Consider the following 16,203-nt stretch of genomic DNA (forward strand, 5'->3'; position numbering starts at 1 on the left):
TATCTGCGGAGATTGACGAGCACCAAGCGGCCGGAGCACCGCGAGGACTGCCCCTTCTTCCGCGACCAGGTCACGCACCGCATCACCGAGATCCGCTCTCGCGAGACGCCTGCTGATCCACCCACCGGCTATTTCGAGGTGCTGCGCCCAGCCCCGGAGAAACTGGCGCAGAGGCCCGAGGAAGATGCCAGCGACGATCGCACCCGCCATGCCTCCGTTCCGCGCCTAGCGCGGCTCCTGTGGCGCCTGATCGACGCTGCCGGCACCAACAAGGTGGCCCCCGTCGCGCACGAATACGAAACCGCCTCGATCAAGCTGGAGTTCGAGGCGCTCGGCAGAGCCTCGACCAAGATCGAGATCGCGCCGGGCATCGAGCTCGGCCGAGCGTTCTGGACCCACGCAAATGCGCTTCACAGCCGTAGAGCCTACGCCATGCTGCGCCAGCTCGCGAAATCGTGGCCGAGCGGACACGCGCCACAGGGCTTCATGGCGCTGTTCTCGCCACACGTCCGGGGCCACGTCGTCGACGTCCCCGGGGCCGAGGCGATCCACGTCGCCAACCGCGTGCAGTCGCCCTCCGTGCGCGGCAACCTCATCAAGGGGCCGTTCTTGGTGATGATCGTCGCGGGCGAGTATCCCGAGGCGCACGGCTACGCACCGCTTCGCGCCTACGCTCAACCAATCTTCTCCGGTCAGCGCTTCATCCCGGTCGACTCCGAGTTCGAACGGTCGGTCCTTCGCGAGCTGTTCAAGGCCCGCCGGCTACTGGACGCCGGGGGAGTGGATCTCGCGATCGAGAAGCCCGTCTTTGACCGCCTCACGACCCAGGGCTCATGCCGACCCGACTTCCTCCTCGAGGCACGCTCGCGCCTGACTGGCGAGATCAAACAGCTCGTGGTCGAAGCGATGGGCTTCAGCGACGACGACTACCTGACGTCCAAGGCGACGACGCATCCGCGTATGCGGCTCCTTGGACCACTCCTGACGATCGAGCCCACGGATGTCGAGAAGGACCGCGTGGGCGATCTGATCGCGAGTGCTCTCGATCTCTGAGGCTCAGTTCCAGCTCAGGCTCATGCCGAACGAGACCACGATCCCGAGCGTCACAGGGGTCGACAGAAGGTAGAGCTTCTGCCAGCGCCACCAGGTCTTCGGCAGGAACAGCACGGCGCCACGCACGGACCGCATCTCCTCCCAGGACCGCTCGCGATACAGACGGATTCCGGCGACCGAGACGGAGAGGACCATCGCGATCGCGCAGCACAGCCCCGTGGCGGTGTAGAGTGCTATCCAGTTGATCAACTCGACTTGGGTCAGGTGCGCCATGATCAGCCTCGTAGCCCGCCTCGGGTGATTAATGTCTCCGACCCTTGGCCGGTTCCGAACGGACCCTATCTGTTTACAACAGCATGGTGAGGATATGCTTAACCCCCCACCGCAACGAAAGTGACGCAAGTTCCTCGCATACCGCAAGCTAATGGTCGATAAACGGCTTCGCACGTCCTGCCGATCGGATCGCCGACCCACGTCCGCACGCCGAGCTGCCGAGGCGGTTTGTTGATGAACCCCGGCGTCGTCGTCCTCGTCATCATCTTCGAGGGCGTTCGGAAGGTCACGCTCCACGCGACCGAAGCGCAGGCGTGGCGGCAGCTGATGGAGTTCGTAGACCGACGCTGGGAACGCCGGTTCGGCCGAGCCCCCTCCCCTATCGAGCCCGAGGCGCGCGCGGACCAGTTCTTCCGCAACAACAGCGACGATCTCTACGCCATCATCGACGCCGACCTTTCCGAGCTGCAGGAGGCGCTCAGCTGACGCCGTTCTTCGCTTGGCCTGACGCACCATCCCGTCGTACAATCTAGGCGAGCGGGAGCCTCCTATGTTCGAGTGCCTTATCTTGGGCGACAGCACCGGCGTCGGTGCCGGTCAGGCGATCAACCGGCGCTATGCCCAGCAATGCGACGTGCAGGCCGTCGAGCGTGCTACAGCGGCGCAGATCCTCACCTGGAGGAAAACGGGCAAAGACTATGGCGCCTGTGTTTTCGCCATGGGATCAAACGACCCGGCCGGCGCCGCCCTCGCGACCAAACTCACGAAGATCCGCACCAGCCTCTGCTTTCGCCGAGTCATTTGGCTGCTGCCTTATGCAAGACCCCAGGCTTATACTGTCAGCTCGGTTGCCGCTCGCTTCGGGGACGAGACGGTCGACTTGAACCGTTTTGAGACGCGGGACCGGATACATCCGCGCAACTATTCGCAAGTAGCATCGGTTCTTCTGCGCTGAGCGCAGAATCATAAAAGAGGTGAGAGGGATCGAGAGGATCGGGCAAGCGGGAGTTGCGTCCCGCGGCCCCTGCCCTCACCCGCCGAGGCTCCGGTCCCGGCGCAGCTCGCAGGAGCTTGCGATGTCGCTACACCTCTTGATGATCACCTTCGGCGACAAAGACGAACTGTCGGTCCACCCGGACCACGGCTCCGCATGGGCGGCGCTGCTGGGGTTCGTGGACGATCGCTGGTCAGCCTTGCTCGGAAGCACAGAGGCACCCGATGACGAGAACGCGCGCGTCGACGCCTTCTTCGCACTTCCGGACGCCTTCTACCTGATCGGCGAAGTGGTGGCGTCGCTGCCCGCCGCCTAGCGTTCCTCTCCCTCAGCCAGGTCCATCAGCTTCTCGATGGCCTGCCAGTAAGGCAGCCGCTCCCGGTCGCAGTATTCGACGAAGCGCCCCATCACGCTCACCGGGCCTTTGACGCTGACCTGGTGGAGCTGCTCGCCCGCATAAGCCGACTTCTGCCGGCGCGGCAATGCCGCAGGCGCGGACGGCTTGGAGAACCCGTGTTCGCGCCCGATGTCATCTACCGCAGCCGCGTCTCGGCGCTGATCCGTTCGGCTGCGTTCAGCCCGGGTGTTCGGCCGGATGTCCGAGAGATCGTCCAGCCCAAGTTTGATGCCGTTGCTCATGCCGTCTGCTCCACGACAGCGTTCTGCCGTCTGATTTCCGTCACGACCTCCTGCACGAAGGCGGTGGCATTGATGCGCGCCTTGTCCAGCCCGGTCGCCTGATCGTCGCCGAGGCTCCAGAGCGAGCGGTAGTGTGTGAACATCGCGCGAAACCCCGCGCGATCGTTCAGAGCGGTCTCGAAGGTCGGGATACCCGCGCCCCGAAACTGCGACCTGATTTCCTTCTCGTCGCGCGTCGCGATCGCAGGGTTCACGCGCGTAAACAGCATGCGATACGGGATCTCGCGGCGAAGCGCCCTCCCCTCATCCACCACCAGCTTGATCGCCCGGCTCGCCTGTCGTGCGTCGACCGGCGACGCCTGCAGCGGGATGATGACCAAGTCGGTCCGCGAAATCGCGCGAGACATGGCCAAGTTCGCGGTTCCTTCCAGATCGACGATGACGAACTGGCTGGAGGCTGCCGCCTCCTCGATCTCGTCGATGATCGCGTTGTCTGACGGGAGTGTCCGGCACTCGAATCCAGGATCAGACGTCTCGCTCGCCCACGTCTCAAGCGTTCGGTTCGGGTCGCCGTCGATGACAGTCACCGAGGCCCCGGCTTGGCTGAGACCGCTGGCGAGCACCAACGCCGACGTGCTCTTACCTACCCCGCCCTTGGGGCTTGCAAAGCTGATTACTGGCATGCTCCAGCCTTCCTCGTCATCGCTGCGCTACACTGGCGCAGCCTTCACACGACAGGCGGGGAGATTGCCCGCCCTGACTACGCCATGCCAGACCACACATCGCTTGGCAACGCTATACATGGCAGGGCATGGATAGGATACGCTACTAAGGCGTACTAAATGCTACGCAGGGCTATGCCACCCCAGCCACCGCATGGCAGCGCTACGCTAGAATATGGTAGCCACCGCTATGCACCGCTCGGGCATGCCGAGCATTCCGAGCGGTTCAGCTGCGATGCTTAGGCCTTCTCTTGGTACCATAGTCTACCACTGGCCGGAGCGAGGGGAGGGGGTGCAGAATAGCGAAGGAGCAGAAAAGATGCCCTATACCGCATTGAAACCAAGCCAGGAACTCGTCGACATCGTCGGCTCGCTCGGTGGAGTTTGGCACGGCTATGTTGCGACATGCCGATGCCCAGCCCACGTCGATCGGACCCCGAGCCTGTCGCTACGCCAGGGAGATCGCGGCATCCTCGTGACGTGCTTTGCGGGCTGCGAGGCAGAGGACGTCCTGCGCGAGATTCGTCGCATCCCGGTGACGAGGCGTTTCGAGCCCCCGAAGGCCGACATACGCCGCGGAACCGGGAACGTCGAACGTCTCTGGGAACAGGCCCGCGACGTCATGCAGACGCTCGGCGAGCGCTACTTGCAGCGACGCCACATCGTCGCAGGACCGGCCGATCTCCGCTTCCATCCGCGATGCCCGCTCGGACCCAAGGGACGTACCGTTTTCAAGCCCGCCCTATTGGTCGGCGTGAGGGAGGGACATCGGCTCGTCGCCTTCCAGCGCATCTTCCTCGACCCGGCAACCGCGGACTACGAGTGCAAGGTCATGCTTGGACAACCGGGGCAGGGGGCGTGGCAGGGACGACCGCTGCAAGGTGACACGCTCGCGATCGCGGAGGGGTTCGAGACGGCCGCGGCCTTCACGATCCTGCATGGCGTGCCCTGCTGGGCGACCCTCGGCGCTCGACGGTTCGATCATCTCGGCCTGCCGTCGGCGCTCGCCAATCTTCTACTCGCACAGGATAACGATCCGGAGGGCGAAGCCGCTGCCGTACGCGCAGAGGCTCACTATGCACGTCCCCGGCTCAACATCCGGCGAGCGCCACCACCAGGGCGCATCAAGGACTGGGCGATCGTCCTCGATCGCGAGCAGGAAAGGGGAGGGGGGTCGAGTGGATGATGCTGCCGTTTGGGCGGCCGATCCAGGAGACCCCCATGACCGACCTATTCTCGACGGCCGAGAACGCCGACCGAAGCGCCGCGCTCCTGCTGCAGGATCGACTCCGCGCCGGCGACAGCATCACGCGGGCCGCCCTCAATGAGGCCATGACGAAGGCCTATGGCGGCACCGACGCGCAGGGATGCTGGACCCAGCGCGAGAGCTTCGAGGTGCTGGAGCACGCGCTCGCCGTCCACCTGCGGACGGTCCCCCACGCGCTCCACGCCTTGCCCGATGTTGCCCACGCCATCCGGCTCATGGCGGCGCTACCCACCCAGACTGTCCGGAGCGAGGAGCAGCTCGAATGGCAGCAGTTCTCGACACCGGCAGACATCGCCGCTCTGGCCGTGCTCCTGGCGAACGCACAGGAAGGCGACGTCGTCCTCGAACCCAGCGCCGGCAACGGCCTGCTCGTCGCGCAGCTGCGCCAGGACGTCACGCTTCAGCTGAACGAACTCGACCCGGCTCGACGGGCACGGCTCGCCCACAGCTTTCCCGGCGCGCCGATCACCGGCTACGACGGCGCAGCGCTGACGTCGCTGATGGCATCGTCCGAGCGTCCCACGCTGGTCCTGATGAACCCGCCGTTCTCGCGCTCGCTCGGCCGCGGCGCCGACGACTTCGCGGCCGTGCGCCACCTACAGGCAGCCTTGCGCCGCCTGCGCACCGGAGGACGGCTTGTCGCGATCATGCCCGACTGGTTCGGCCCCAGCGCGCGTCTGCGTGACCTGTTCGACTCCACGCTGCGCGATGTCGCGGTCCGAACCTCGATCCGCCTCGAAAAGTGCTACACGAAGCACGGCACCTCGATCGCGGTCCGCCTCTACGTCATCGACAAGGCACCGGGCACGACGATCCCCTCGACGATCCAGCGCTCGTCGGTCGCCGAGATCCTCGACGCGGTGACGATCGTCGACCGGCTGAAGCCGAAAACGGACGTGCCAATGGCTCCTGTCCGGAAGACCGGCACGACCTCACTGTTCCGTGCCGTGAAGAGCACGCGCCCTGCCGAACCGCGCGCCTATCATGCCCCCGTCCGCAACGAGGTTCTCCCCGTCGATTTCACGCCGCTGGAAACCCCGGCGCCGCTTCTCGGACAGACGGGCGTCTACCTGCCCTATCGGCCGAGCCGCCTCGTGTTCACCACCGCCGGCGAGCATCCGACCGCACTGGTCGAGTCCGTGGCCATGGGCTCGATCCCCGCGCCAATCCCCCATCATGTCCCGCGCTTGCCCGAGCGGACGGTTGCCGAGCGTCTGCTGTCGGCCTCGCAGCTCGAAACAGTCGTCTACGCCGGCGATGCTTGGACCCAGATGATCCCGGGCCGGTTCCGCCCGAGCAAGGAGGGCGTCGGACTGGACCTGTCCGAGGACGGCCGCGAGTATCGCAAGGGTTTCTTCTTGGGCGACGGGACCGGGGCGGGGAAGGGCCGGCAGATCGCCGCCTGCATCCTCGACAACTGGCTGCAGGGCCGCCGCCGCCACATCTGGATCACCAAGAACGAGCCCCTCCTCGAGGATGCCCGACGGGACTGGACCGCGCTGGGCGGCATGACGGCTGACATCCAGCCCCTTACCAGCTGGAAGATCGACGAGGTGGTCAAGCTCGACCAGGGCGTGATCTTCGTCACCTATCCGGCGCTCCGCTCTGCTCGGGGTGATCACACCCGGCTCAAGCAGCTCATCGATTGGGCACGCGAAGACTTCGACGGTGTCATCGCCTTCGACGAGGCACACGAAATGGGCGGCGTCGCAGGCGGGGAGGGCGCTCTCGGCGCGAAAAAGGGTTCCCAGCAGGGCATCTGCGGGGTGCTGCTCCAGAATAACCTGCCCGGCGCGCGCGTGCTCTACGCCTCGGCGACCGGAGCCTCCGACGTCAACAATCTCGCCTACGCCGTCCGGCTCGGCCTCTGGGGACCGGAGACCGCCTTCGCCGACCGCGAGCAGTTCATCAGCGGCATCCGCAAGGGCGGGATCGCCGCCATGGAGCTCGTCGCTCGCGACCTCAAGGCGACCGGCCTCTACATGGCGCGCGCGCTCAGCTTCGCCGGCGTCGAGTACGACATCCTCAAGCATGCGCTGACACCCGACCAGATCAGGATCTACGACACCTATGCGGATGCCTGGGGCATCATCCACCGCAACATGGAACAGGCGCTGGAGCTGACCGCCGTCGTCGACTCCCTCGAGAACGCGACGCTCAACAGCGGCGCCAAGGCGTCCGCCCGCTCGCGCTTCGAGTCGACCAAGCAGCGCTTCTTCGGCCAGGTCCTTCTCAGCCTGAAGATGCCGACCGTCATCGCCGCGGTCGAGGAACACCTCGCCGATGGCAAATCGGTGGTGCTGCAGCTCGTCACGACCGCGGAATCGATCCTCAACCGTCGCCTCGGGGAGCTCAGCCCCGACGAGCGGGCAGACCTCGAAATCGACCTGTCGCCACGCGAATATGTCTAATGTGGAGCTCCACATTATACTGATTACCGGAACTTCCTCAGGCTATGGGAAGGCGACCGCACAGCTCTTTCTCGATCAAGGTTGGAACGTCGTTGCGACAATGCGGGCGCCTGACGAAAGCGTGTTCGACAAGCCCGGGGACCGGCTGAAAGTCCTGCCGCTGGATGTGACCAGCGCTGAAAGCATTTCTAAGGCTCTCGCCGATGCCGTCGCCGCCTTTGGACGGATTGATGTGCTGGTCAACAACGCGGGCATCGGCTTGCTTTCCGCGTTCGAGTTTACGCCTGACACCGTAATTCGGGAGATGTTTGAAACAAACACTTTCGGGGTGATGGCGGTCTGCCGAGCGGCAATCCCGCATATGCGCCAGCATGCGGGTGGTGTGATAATCAATGTGACCTCCAGCACGGCGATCGCCCCGATGCCGTTCGTTGCCGTGTATACGGCCAGCAAGTGTGCTGTTGAAGGGTTCACTGAGGCGCTTTCGTATGAATTGGGCCTGGTTGGCATCCGGGCGCGGATCGTAGAACCAGGCCTTGCACCAACGACCAATTTCAGAACGAACAGCGCCAATCGCATTGAGGGACTGACACCACCGCCATACGACGCCTTTGCGCAACGCTATTTCGCCAAGTTGCAAGACTATCCAACCGCGTTCACGAGTGTGAGCGAAGTCTCCGAGGCTGTTTTCGCTGCTGCGACGGAGGAGGGCGATCGGCTGCGCTTTCCGGCGGGCCCCGATACCGCGTTGTTCGCACAATTGCGATGGATGACCTCGGAGGAACATTATTTGGCACAGATGCGGGCGATGTTCGGGCCTGATCTTTCTGAGTAGTGTTTTCTCTATGCGAGTGTCGCTTCTCCACGAGCATCGTAGCCGCATAATTGGCGCCGTCCCGCGGTTCGCGGCGGCGGAAATGCGCAGTCATTCCCTGTTGCGCAGGTCGCGGCTGAGCGTCGGCCGGCCACTGCATCGGCGGGCAGGCGGAGGGGGACATGCCTGACTTGGCTCTTGACCTCCGCTTTCTCCGCTACGCGATTCTGGTTGCGGAACACGGAAGTTTCCGCCGTGCGGCCGATGCGATGAATCTCTCGCAGTCGACGGTCAGCCGTCGAATTCAGTTGCTCGAACGCAGGGTGGGCGTGCCGCTCTTCGAACGCAGCAGGAGCGGAGTGCGGCCGACGCCAGCCGGCGAGCGCTTCATACGGGAGGCTGCATTTGGCGCTGAACACATTCGCCAAGCTGTCAGCAGCCTAAGCATGGAGAAACGAGGCCAGATTGGGGAGTTGAAAATCGGGCTGATGGCCTCGCTCGCCAGCGGTTTCTTGGCCGACGTGCTCGAGGCGTTCCATTTCCGGTTTCCGAACATCGATATAAAGATCGAAGAGGCGACGGCGCAGGCGACTGCCGCCGGCGTGCTAAGCGGTCGGCTCGACGCGGCATTCATTCCCGGCGAGCCGCGTCTTCCCGGTTGCCAGGCGATGCATCTCTGGGGTGAACCTCTATACGTCGCAGTTTCAAAGCACCATTCCATGGCGGCACGCGTCGGCGTCAATTGGGAGGATCTCCGCGACGAGACATTCCTTGTCGCAGCGGACGTTCACGGGCCTGAGGTCGAGGCGATCATCGTGCGGCAGCTTTCCGGTTTGGGTTTTCATCCGCGGATCTCGGTGCAGCGGGTTGGCCGCGAGAACCTCCTCAACATGGTGGGCATGGGATTCGGCGTGACCTTGGCTGCGACCTCCACTCAGGGCGCCTCCTATCCCGCGGTCATCTTCGTTCCGCTTGCCGAAGGGGGCGAGGTGTTCAACTCAAGCGTTGTTTGGTCGACAAACAACGTCAATCCCGCGCTTAAGCGTCTGCTGGACCTTAGCGCATCGATCGCAAAAACGCACCAGCGGCGGTCCTCAACGGTCCTAGAGGCCATTCAACGGTTGACATAACGAGATGACTGGTCATTTATTAACGTCATGCCACGTCCACCGAATCCAGAAGTTCGTTCGCGCCTCATCGAAAAAGGCGCAGAAATCATCCATCGCCTTGGCTTCAACGGCTGTGGCGTGCAGGATATTACTGCCGCTGCCGGAGTTCCGAAGGGATCGTTTTACAATTACTTCGAAAGCAAGGATGCGTTCGCGGCAGCGATACTCGATGAATACTGGCGCGCAATCGAATCCAATTACGTGTCCATCCTGGAAGACGATTTCGTTAGCCCGTTAAAGCGCGTCGAGAGACACTTTTCGGAGTTGATTGAGTATCATGAGCGACAGAAATTCACGTTTGGCTGTCTGATCGGCAATCTCGCGCTTGAGCTTGCGGCGCAGAGCTCGATTGCACGATCAAAGCTGAAAGCTCTCCTGAGGACTTGGACAGCCGCCCTTGCAAAGTGCCTGTCGGCCGCGAGCGAAGCGGGAGAGCTTCCCCTCGCGCGCGAACCCCAGGACCTTGCGGCGACGCTCATCGAGGCCTTCGAGGGCGCGGTGATGGTGGCCAAGGTCGAGCAAAGCGGAAGAGCTCTGAGGCGATTTGGCACTGTTGCCCTGCCTCGGCTCCTCGCGTGAAAATCGTGTCGTATTAATAGACGACCAGTCACTTTAATACGTCGCCAGCAGATGGCGCCTTCCTCTTCTGAAAGGAGAAGATCATGACTGAACTCTACGCAGATCCCGAAAATCCGGTGCTTCCAAAAAGCACGTTTCAGCTCGACCTGAAGCGAGCTGCCCTCGTGGTGATCGATCCGCAGAACGACTTCTTACATCCCAGCGGTGTGAGCTGGCCGTTCTTCGGCGAGAGCGTTGTCGAGAACAACACCGTGTCGCACATCGGCCAACTGTTCGAAGCCGCGAAGGCAGCGGATATCACCGTCGCCATCTCGCCCCACTTCTACTATCCATGTGACCATCATTGGCAGTTTGGCGGTCCACTGGAAAAGACCATGCATGCGATCAACATGTTTGGTCGCAAAGGCCAGTTTACCGTGGAGGAATTCGAGGGATCGGGCGCGGATTTCCTCGAAGACTACAAAAAGTACATCCACGACGGCAAAACCATCATTGCCTCGCCGCACAAGGTCTACGGCCCCGAGACGAACGACCTCATTCTCCAACTGCGCAAACAAGGTGTGTCACAAGTCATCCTGGCCGGCATGGCCGCCAATCTGTGCATTGAAGCGCATTTGCGGGAACTGATCGAACAGGGCTTCGAAGTGGTGGTCGTTCGCGATGCGACAGCCGGCCCTCGCGTTCCGGAGGGCGACGGCTACCTCGCCGCCCTGGTGAATTTCCGGTTCCTCGCGCACGGCCTTTGGACGACCGCGGAAACCGTCTCACAACTGAAGGGCTGAGACGCCCGCACCTGCGCACATGTCCCTGTGGTCCCGGCATTGCCGGGACCGCATCCCGTTAGCGATCATCAAAGAAGGAGAACGGATCGATGAGGCGTGAGGAACTGACCGAAAAGATATTGGACATCAAGCGCGAGCGAGGCTGGTCGTGGAAACACATCACCGGAGAGATCGGTGGTGTGTCCGAGGTGCTGATCATCGGCGCTTTGCTCGGGCAGATGAAGCTGATCAAACCGCTCGCGAAGAAGGCTGCGGCGCTGTTCGGCCTGTCGGAGGCAGAAGAGCGTATGCTGAACGAGGTGCCATATCGAGGCATGCCCATGCCGCCGACGGACCCCCTGATATATCGCTTCTATGAAATGGTGATGGTCAACGGCCCCGCGTGGAAGGCACTCATCGAGGACGAGTTCGGCGACGGCATTATGTCCGCAATCGATTTCGACATCACGTTCGAGCGTGAGCCGAATCCAAAAGGTGATCGAGTGAAGATCGGAATGTCGGGCAAGTTTCTTCCCTATCGCTACTACGGAAGCGAGCAAGGCATTCCCGAATATGGCTATAAGGAACCCGAATGATCGTTCGCCGGGGCTCCCTTGGGCCCTGCCGACGATCAAGAGGAAGTAACGTGCCGCGCGCGACGTGCCTTGGCGAAGCCGCGATCGGTCGCGATGAAGCGTTCGATCATAGGCGCAATCAGACGTGTTGGATCGGCGACCGGCTGGCCGGTCTCGCGGCCGTGAACCTCAGCGTAAGCGACAAGATCCCGATAGACCGTCGCCGGTAATTCCGCCGTCACCTTCACGGGCTTGTCGTCGGCTATCATGCCGAGTTTCAACTTGGTCACATCAGCCTCCGTAGGGCTCGAGAATAAGATCACGGGTTACGATCACCCGGACCGGGAATCCGGGTCGGATGGTGAGCGTCGGGGCGATGTTGAGCTGCCGCCGGATGATCTGCTGGCCTGCGTCGTTGATCGTGTCTTGGCCGCCGTTGCGGATCGCCTGGATCAGCCGGTCGTCATCATTGGTGGCCAGTTCGGCGCCGACGCTCAGGAGCGTCGAGAGACCGGCGGCCTTGGCGAGATCCCACCAGTGATAGTCGACGCCGTCCTGCAGGCCGGCATAGCCCTCGGCGTCGGCGCCGGGCTGGCGCTCCAGCACGATGCTGCGGCCGTTCGGAAAGATCAGCCGATTCCACACGAGCAGGACGCGGCTCTGCCCGAACTGGACGTTGTTGTCATACTGGCCGATCACGCGCGTGCCCTGCGGGATCAGGAGGATCCGGCCTGTCGGGCTGTCATAAATGTTCTCGGTGACCTGGGCGGTGATCTGGCCCGGAAGGTCCGATCGAACGCCGGTGATGAGAGCGGCCGAGATGACGGCGCCGGCTTGAAGGATATTCGGAGAGGCCGGCGCGGCGATGCGGTCGGCCGCAACAGTGCGTCGGTCGACCGGCGCGTTGAGAAAGGCCTGCTGCCGATCTTGGGCGCTCGGCGTTGCCGGCGGCGGCGCGAGCCCGAGGCTGGCGAGGTCCGGTGGCGCCTGGTTCGGCGTGTTCGCCGTGACCGGCGCGGCATTGCGCGCCTCCGCCGCCGCGAACAGACGGCTGGTGCGGGCGGTCTCGATCTCCTGGAGCCGGCGCTGCTCCTCGGCGCTGAGGCCGGGCTGCGGAGCGGCGACGCCGGGATTGGGCACGGGCTGGCCGCGGTTCTGGGCGCTGACGATCGGCCGGCCGAGGTCGCCCGGCAGCGGCGGGCCGAGCTGCGGCACGCTGCTATAGTCGCGCGGCAGGCCCTGGAGGCCATCCGCCGTGTTGCGGTTGTCGGTTGAATAAAGCTCCTCCGGCGCCCGGCCGCCGTTGCGAGTCTGGAGCGCATAGACCAGCGCACCGCCGATCCCGAGGCTGGCGACCAGGCCGAGCCCGGCGAGCACCTTGCGCGACAGCCGCGTCACGCGCGGCGCATCCGCGCGCAGCCGCATCGGCGCTGCCGCTTCGGGCGCCGATCCGGTCAGCGGCGCGGCCGCATCCTCTCCCTCGTTCCGGTCTTCGCTCACGACGCCGGCCTCCCGTCGGTGCGGGTGATCCGGACACGCTTCTGATTGTCGCCGGAGCCGAACCGCAGCTCGGCGGCGGCGAACAGCCGGTCGACGATCATGTAGTTGGTGCGGACGCGATAGTTGACCAGCTCCGACGTCTTGCCCTCCGGGCCGACGACGAACAGCGGCGGCATCTCGCCCTGGCCGACGCCGCGTGGGAATTCGATGAAGACTTGCCGGCCGTCGTCATAGGCCCGCAGCGGCCGCCATGCAGCACGGTCGCCGGTCACCTCGTAGCGGAAGTTCAGCCGTGCGAGATCGACGCCGGTGGCCACCGGCTGGGTGGCCTGCGCCTCGGCATTCTGCCTGCGGAGCGCGATGAGCTGGTCCTGCGGATACTGCCACGAGACCGAGGCCATATAGGTCCGCTCGGTCGAGCGCAGCTCCATATGGTAGGTGCGTAGATTGGTGTTGATGACCAGGTTGGTCATCAGATCCGCGCGCGTCGGCTTGACGAGGATATGGACCTGCAGCGTCGCGCCGGCGCCGCTCTGCGTGTCGCCGATAATCCAGCGGACCGTATCGCCGGCCGCGACCGGCCCTGAGCCGACGAGCTGCTCGCCGGGTTGGAGCGCAATGTCGGTGATCTGCCCGACGGCGGTGTAGACCTGATAGAGCGCCCCTTGCGTGAAGGGATAGACCTGCATCGAGTTGATGAAGCCGTCGCGCACCGGCTGAATACGGGCGGCGGCGTTGGCCTGGTTGACGCGCGCGGTGGGATCGGCCGGCTCCGGAGCGCGGCGCGATTCCTCGACCGGCTTCATCTGACCGGGCAGCGGCAGCGGTCGCGGCAGCTCGACGACCCGGACCGGCGCGGGAGGATCGACGGTCTGCACGGCGGCCGGAGCGTCGTCGTAGCTGATTTCCGGCGGCGGCGTCGCGGTGGCGCAGCCGGCGAGCGCCGTCGCCGACAGCAGCAAAGCCGCAAATGTCTGAATGCGCAAAGCCGGCCTTCCGGCTTTACGGAAATACGGCTTTGTCATTGCCCCAGCTCCCGTGACCATGAGATTGCGTTGACGTAGATCCCCAAGGGATTGGCCCGCAGCCGGTCGGCATTGCGGGGAATCTGGACGACGATCGTGAGGATCGCGGTCCAGCGCGTGGTGTCGGCGAGCTGGCCGTTCTCATACCGGCGCTCCGTCCAAGCGACGCGGAACGAGTCCGGCGACGCACGGATGACGCTCGAGACATCGACGGCGATCTGCTGGCGGCCGACCTTGGTGAAGGGATCGTTCGAGCGCGCGTAATCGTTGAGTGCGGCCGCGCCGCGATCTGTCGTGAAGTCGTAGGCGCGTAGCCAGTTCTGGCGGACGATGATCGCGTCGGCTGGGATCGAGCGGACCTGCTCGATGAAGCGCGCCAGGTGGAAGGCGATCTGCGGATCGGTCGGCTGGTAGTCGGCGGTCGCAGGCGCAATCGCTTGCGCCTGGCCGAGCCGGTCTGTCTGCACCACCCATGGCACGACGGTTCCCCGAGCTGACTGCCAGACCAGCGCAGCGGCGAAGCCGGCGCTGAGGAACAGCGATCCGAAGGCCATATAGCGCCAGTTCCTCGCCTGGACGCGGGCCGAGCCGATACGGTCGTCCCAAACCTGGGCGGCGCGCTGATAAGGGGTCTCGGGCTCGGGAGCCTTTCCGTAATGCGTAGAGGGTCTTCGGAACATCAGCGGTCGCTTTCAGAGAGGTTGATGGAAGAGCCGCCGCCATGGCTGTCGCCGCTGCGGACGGCATGGACGGTGGTGGAAACGGCGTGGCTCATCTGCTGGGAGCGTTTCATGCGCTGGGCCCAGGCGGGCGGCGTGTTTGAATTGCCGGCGGCGGGCGCGGCCTCGTCTGAGCCGCCGCCGATGGTGCCCATGGTCGAGGAGCCGCCGGTCGCCTCGAAGGCGGACTTGGCGCCCTCCGAGAAACTGGAGCGCATGCTTTCGGTCGAGCGTTCAGCGGCGCGGCGGAGCGGCGATGTTGCAGCGGAACCGGCGGCCCGGGCGACGCCGCCCAGGCCACTGGCCACACCTGAGGCGCCCGACTGCCCTGCGGCGCCCAGGCTGTAGGCGGTGGAAGCGCCGCCCGCGAGGGCGGCGCCCCCGCGAGCGGCGGCGGCCGCGCCTCCTGCCAGCGCGGCTCCTCCGGACGCCACCGCTCCAACCGTGGCGGCGCCTGCGGCGACCATGCCGCCCGCGGCTAGGCCGGTTCCGATGGCGGCGCCCGCGCCGAGCTGGGGTCCGCCAGAGACGAGACCGTTGGCGATGCCCGGACCGAAGATGCCAAGACCGAGCAGCGTCAGCGCCGCGAGCACGATGGCCATGGCCTGATCGATGGTGGGTGTTGCCCCGCCGAAGCCGGCGGTGAATTCGGAAAACAGGCTCGACCCGATGCCGATGATGACGCCGAGGACGAGCACCTTGATACCTGAGGAGATGACGTTGCCAAGCACACGCTCGGCCATGAAGGCGCTCTTGCCGAACAGCCCGAACGGGATGAGCACGAAGCCCGCCAGCGTGGTGAGCTTGAATTCGATCAACGTCACGAAGAGCTGGATGGCCAAAATGAAGAAGGCCAACAGCACCAGCGCCCAGGCGAGCAGCATCACCGCGATCTGGATGAAGTTCTCGAAGAAACTCCAGTAACCCATGAGATCGGATATGGAATCGAGCAGTGGCCGGCCGGCATCGAGGCCGGTCTGGGCGACGCGGCCGGGCCGCATCATGTCGGCGACGGTGAAACCGGTGCCGGAGGCTTTCAGGCCGAGGCCAGCAAAGCTCTCGAAGATGATGCGGGCCAGGTTGTTCCAATTGCCGATGAGGTAGGCAAAGACGCCGACGAACAGCGTCTTCTTCACCAGGCGCGCCATGATGTCTTCGTCGGCGCCCCAGCTCCAGAACAGCGCGGCGAGCGTGACGTCGATCACGATCAACGTCGTGGCGATGAACGCAACTTCGCCGGAGAGAAGCCCGAAGCCGCCGTCGATGTAGCGGGTGAAAACTTCCAGGAAGTGGTCGATGACGCCGGTGCCGCCCATGATCTCAGCGCGCCTCGTTCGTGTGGGAGTCGACGGCCGGCACGGGCTCCTTGACGATGGGCTCGCGCGTGACCGGCGGATTCTGCGGGATGTCCTGCGGACCGGGCGCCTGCGGCGCCGGCTGCGACGGCGTGAGGAAGCGGTCGCGGTTCTCCGCCCAGGTCTGCAGGCACTCGCTGTCGCTGGTGCCGGCCTCGCCGAGCCGCTGGCAGCGGCGCAGCTTTGCCTTCAGCGGATCGGCCGCCGCTTCCGCGGGCACCGCGATGCTGCGGTAGATCGGCGGCTCGTCCTTGCGGGCGAGTTCGATGGCGGTGGCGGTGACGGCGAAGGTCACGAAGAAGATGGCGCCGATGCGCGCGAGGATCTTTCCGTCCATCGTCGCGCCC

At 64.5% G+C, this 16,203-nt stretch carries 20 protein-coding genes; 11 read left to right on the forward strand and 9 right to left on the reverse strand.

The annotated features are described in order from the left end of the window. Window positions 1-1,053 (forward strand): hypothetical protein (locus OVY29_RS22450; protein WP_313912322.1); only part of this gene is annotated, 1,053 nt, incomplete at its 5' end. Between the two features lie 3 nt (window positions 1,054-1,056). Here the strand turns inward: OVY29_RS22450 and OVY29_RS22455 are convergent. Beyond that, a complete protein-coding gene (locus OVY29_RS22455; RefSeq protein ID WP_054362420.1) occupies window positions 1,057-1,326 on the reverse strand; it encodes a hypothetical protein in 270 nt (89 codons plus the stop codon). 234 nt (window positions 1,327-1,560) lie between these two features. On the opposite strand from OVY29_RS22455, the gene OVY29_RS22460 reads away from it, so the two are divergent. From OVY29_RS22460 to OVY29_RS22470, 3 genes are all read left to right on the forward strand, one after another. Next, the gene (locus OVY29_RS22460; RefSeq protein WP_058539788.1) at window positions 1,561-1,812 is read left to right on the forward strand and encodes a hypothetical protein; all 252 of its coding nucleotides are present in this window, start codon (window positions 1,561-1,563) and stop codon (window positions 1,810-1,812) included. Between the two features lie 64 nt (window positions 1,813-1,876). Beyond that, a complete protein-coding gene (locus tag OVY29_RS22465; protein WP_054362422.1) occupies window positions 1,877-2,281 on the forward strand; it encodes a hypothetical protein in 405 nt (134 codons plus the stop codon). A gap of 121 nt (window positions 2,282-2,402) precedes the next feature. Next, window positions 2,403-2,636, forward strand: a complete 234-nt coding sequence (locus OVY29_RS22470; RefSeq protein ID WP_054362423.1) for a hypothetical protein — start codon at window positions 2,403-2,405, stop codon at window positions 2,634-2,636. Here the strand turns inward: OVY29_RS22470 and OVY29_RS22475 are convergent. Further along, the gene (locus OVY29_RS22475; RefSeq protein WP_054362424.1) at window positions 2,633-2,959 is read right to left on the reverse strand and encodes a hypothetical protein; all 327 of its coding nucleotides are present in this window, start codon (window positions 2,957-2,959) and stop codon (window positions 2,633-2,635) included. The genes OVY29_RS22470 and OVY29_RS22475 overlap by 4 nt on opposite strands. Continuing rightward, window positions 2,956-3,642 carry a ParA family protein gene (locus OVY29_RS22480; RefSeq protein ID WP_054362425.1) on the reverse strand — a complete coding sequence of 229 codons (687 nt, stop codon included), beginning with the start codon at window positions 3,640-3,642 and terminating at the stop codon, window positions 2,956-2,958. The genes OVY29_RS22475 and OVY29_RS22480 overlap by 4 nt, the downstream gene beginning before the upstream one ends. A gap of 358 nt (window positions 3,643-4,000) precedes the next feature. Here OVY29_RS22480 and OVY29_RS22485 point away from each other — a divergent pair, with 358 nt between their 5' ends. The 7 genes from OVY29_RS22485 (at window position 4,001) to cynS (ending at window position 11,278) form a co-directional block, all read left to right on the forward strand. Beyond that, window positions 4,001-4,867, forward strand: a complete 867-nt coding sequence (locus OVY29_RS22485) for a toprim domain-containing protein (protein ID WP_058803405.1) — start codon at window positions 4,001-4,003, stop codon at window positions 4,865-4,867. Between the two features lie 35 nt (window positions 4,868-4,902). After that, complete coding sequence (locus tag OVY29_RS22490; protein ID WP_058803406.1) at window positions 4,903-7,359, forward strand: strawberry notch-like NTP hydrolase domain-containing protein; 2,457 nt, start codon at window positions 4,903-4,905, stop codon at window positions 7,357-7,359. Beyond that, a complete protein-coding gene (locus OVY29_RS22495; protein ID WP_054362427.1) occupies window positions 7,352-8,194 on the forward strand; it encodes an SDR family oxidoreductase in 843 nt (280 codons plus the stop codon). Before OVY29_RS22490 ends, OVY29_RS22495 begins: the two co-directional genes overlap by 8 nt. A 161-nt stretch (window positions 8,195-8,355) precedes the next feature. Then, window positions 8,356-9,303: a LysR family transcriptional regulator gene (locus OVY29_RS22500; protein ID WP_054362428.1), complete on the forward strand. Its 948-nt coding sequence runs from the start codon at window positions 8,356-8,358 to the stop codon at window positions 9,301-9,303. 27 nt (window positions 9,304-9,330) lie between these two features. Further along, window positions 9,331-9,921, forward strand: a complete 591-nt coding sequence (locus tag OVY29_RS22505; RefSeq protein ID WP_054362429.1) for a TetR/AcrR family transcriptional regulator — start codon at window positions 9,331-9,333, stop codon at window positions 9,919-9,921. 83 nt (window positions 9,922-10,004) lie between these two features. Next, window positions 10,005-10,703: a cysteine hydrolase family protein gene (locus tag OVY29_RS22510; protein WP_054362430.1), complete on the forward strand. Its 699-nt coding sequence runs from the start codon at window positions 10,005-10,007 to the stop codon at window positions 10,701-10,703. A gap of 89 nt (window positions 10,704-10,792) precedes the next feature. Further along, on the forward strand, window positions 10,793-11,278 hold the full coding sequence (cynS, locus tag OVY29_RS22515; protein ID WP_054362431.1) for a cyanase: 486 nt from the start codon (window positions 10,793-10,795) through the stop codon (window positions 11,276-11,278). Between the two features lie 35 nt (window positions 11,279-11,313). Here the strand turns inward: cynS and OVY29_RS22520 are convergent, their stop codons facing one another. The 6 genes from OVY29_RS22520 to trbK-alt form a co-directional block, all read right to left on the reverse strand. Further along, on the reverse strand, window positions 11,314-11,547 hold the full coding sequence (locus OVY29_RS22520) for a DUF2274 domain-containing protein (RefSeq protein WP_054362432.1): 234 nt from the start codon (window positions 11,545-11,547) through the stop codon (window positions 11,314-11,316). A 1-nt stretch (window position 11,548) separates the two neighbouring features. After that, window positions 11,549-12,682, reverse strand: a complete 1,134-nt coding sequence (locus OVY29_RS22525; protein WP_196490234.1) for a TrbI/VirB10 family protein — start codon at window positions 12,680-12,682, stop codon at window positions 11,549-11,551. Window positions 12,683-12,753: 71 nt separating this feature from the next. Beyond that, entirely contained in the window at window positions 12,754-13,782 is a 1,029-nt protein-coding gene (gene trbG / locus OVY29_RS22530) for a P-type conjugative transfer protein TrbG (protein WP_196490233.1), read from the reverse strand. After that, entirely contained in the window at window positions 13,779-14,462 is a 684-nt protein-coding gene (gene trbF, locus OVY29_RS22535) for a conjugal transfer protein TrbF (RefSeq protein WP_054362435.1), read from the reverse strand. Before trbF ends, trbG begins: the two co-directional genes overlap by 4 nt. Further along, entirely contained in the window at window positions 14,462-15,817 is a 1,356-nt protein-coding gene (trbL, locus tag OVY29_RS22540) for a P-type conjugative transfer protein TrbL (protein WP_054362436.1), read from the reverse strand. The genes trbF and trbL overlap by 1 nt, the downstream gene beginning before the upstream one ends. A 4-nt stretch (window positions 15,818-15,821) precedes the next feature. After that, window positions 15,822-16,193: a putative entry exclusion protein TrbK-alt gene (gene trbK-alt, locus OVY29_RS22545; protein ID WP_054362437.1), complete on the reverse strand. Its 372-nt coding sequence runs from the start codon at window positions 16,191-16,193 to the stop codon at window positions 15,822-15,824. Window positions 16,194-16,203: the final 10 nt, after the last annotated feature.

The organism is Sphingopyxis sp. SE2 (genome assembly GCF_032227185.1).
Taxonomy (GTDB): domain Bacteria; phylum Pseudomonadota; class Alphaproteobacteria; order Sphingomonadales; family Sphingomonadaceae; genus Sphingopyxis.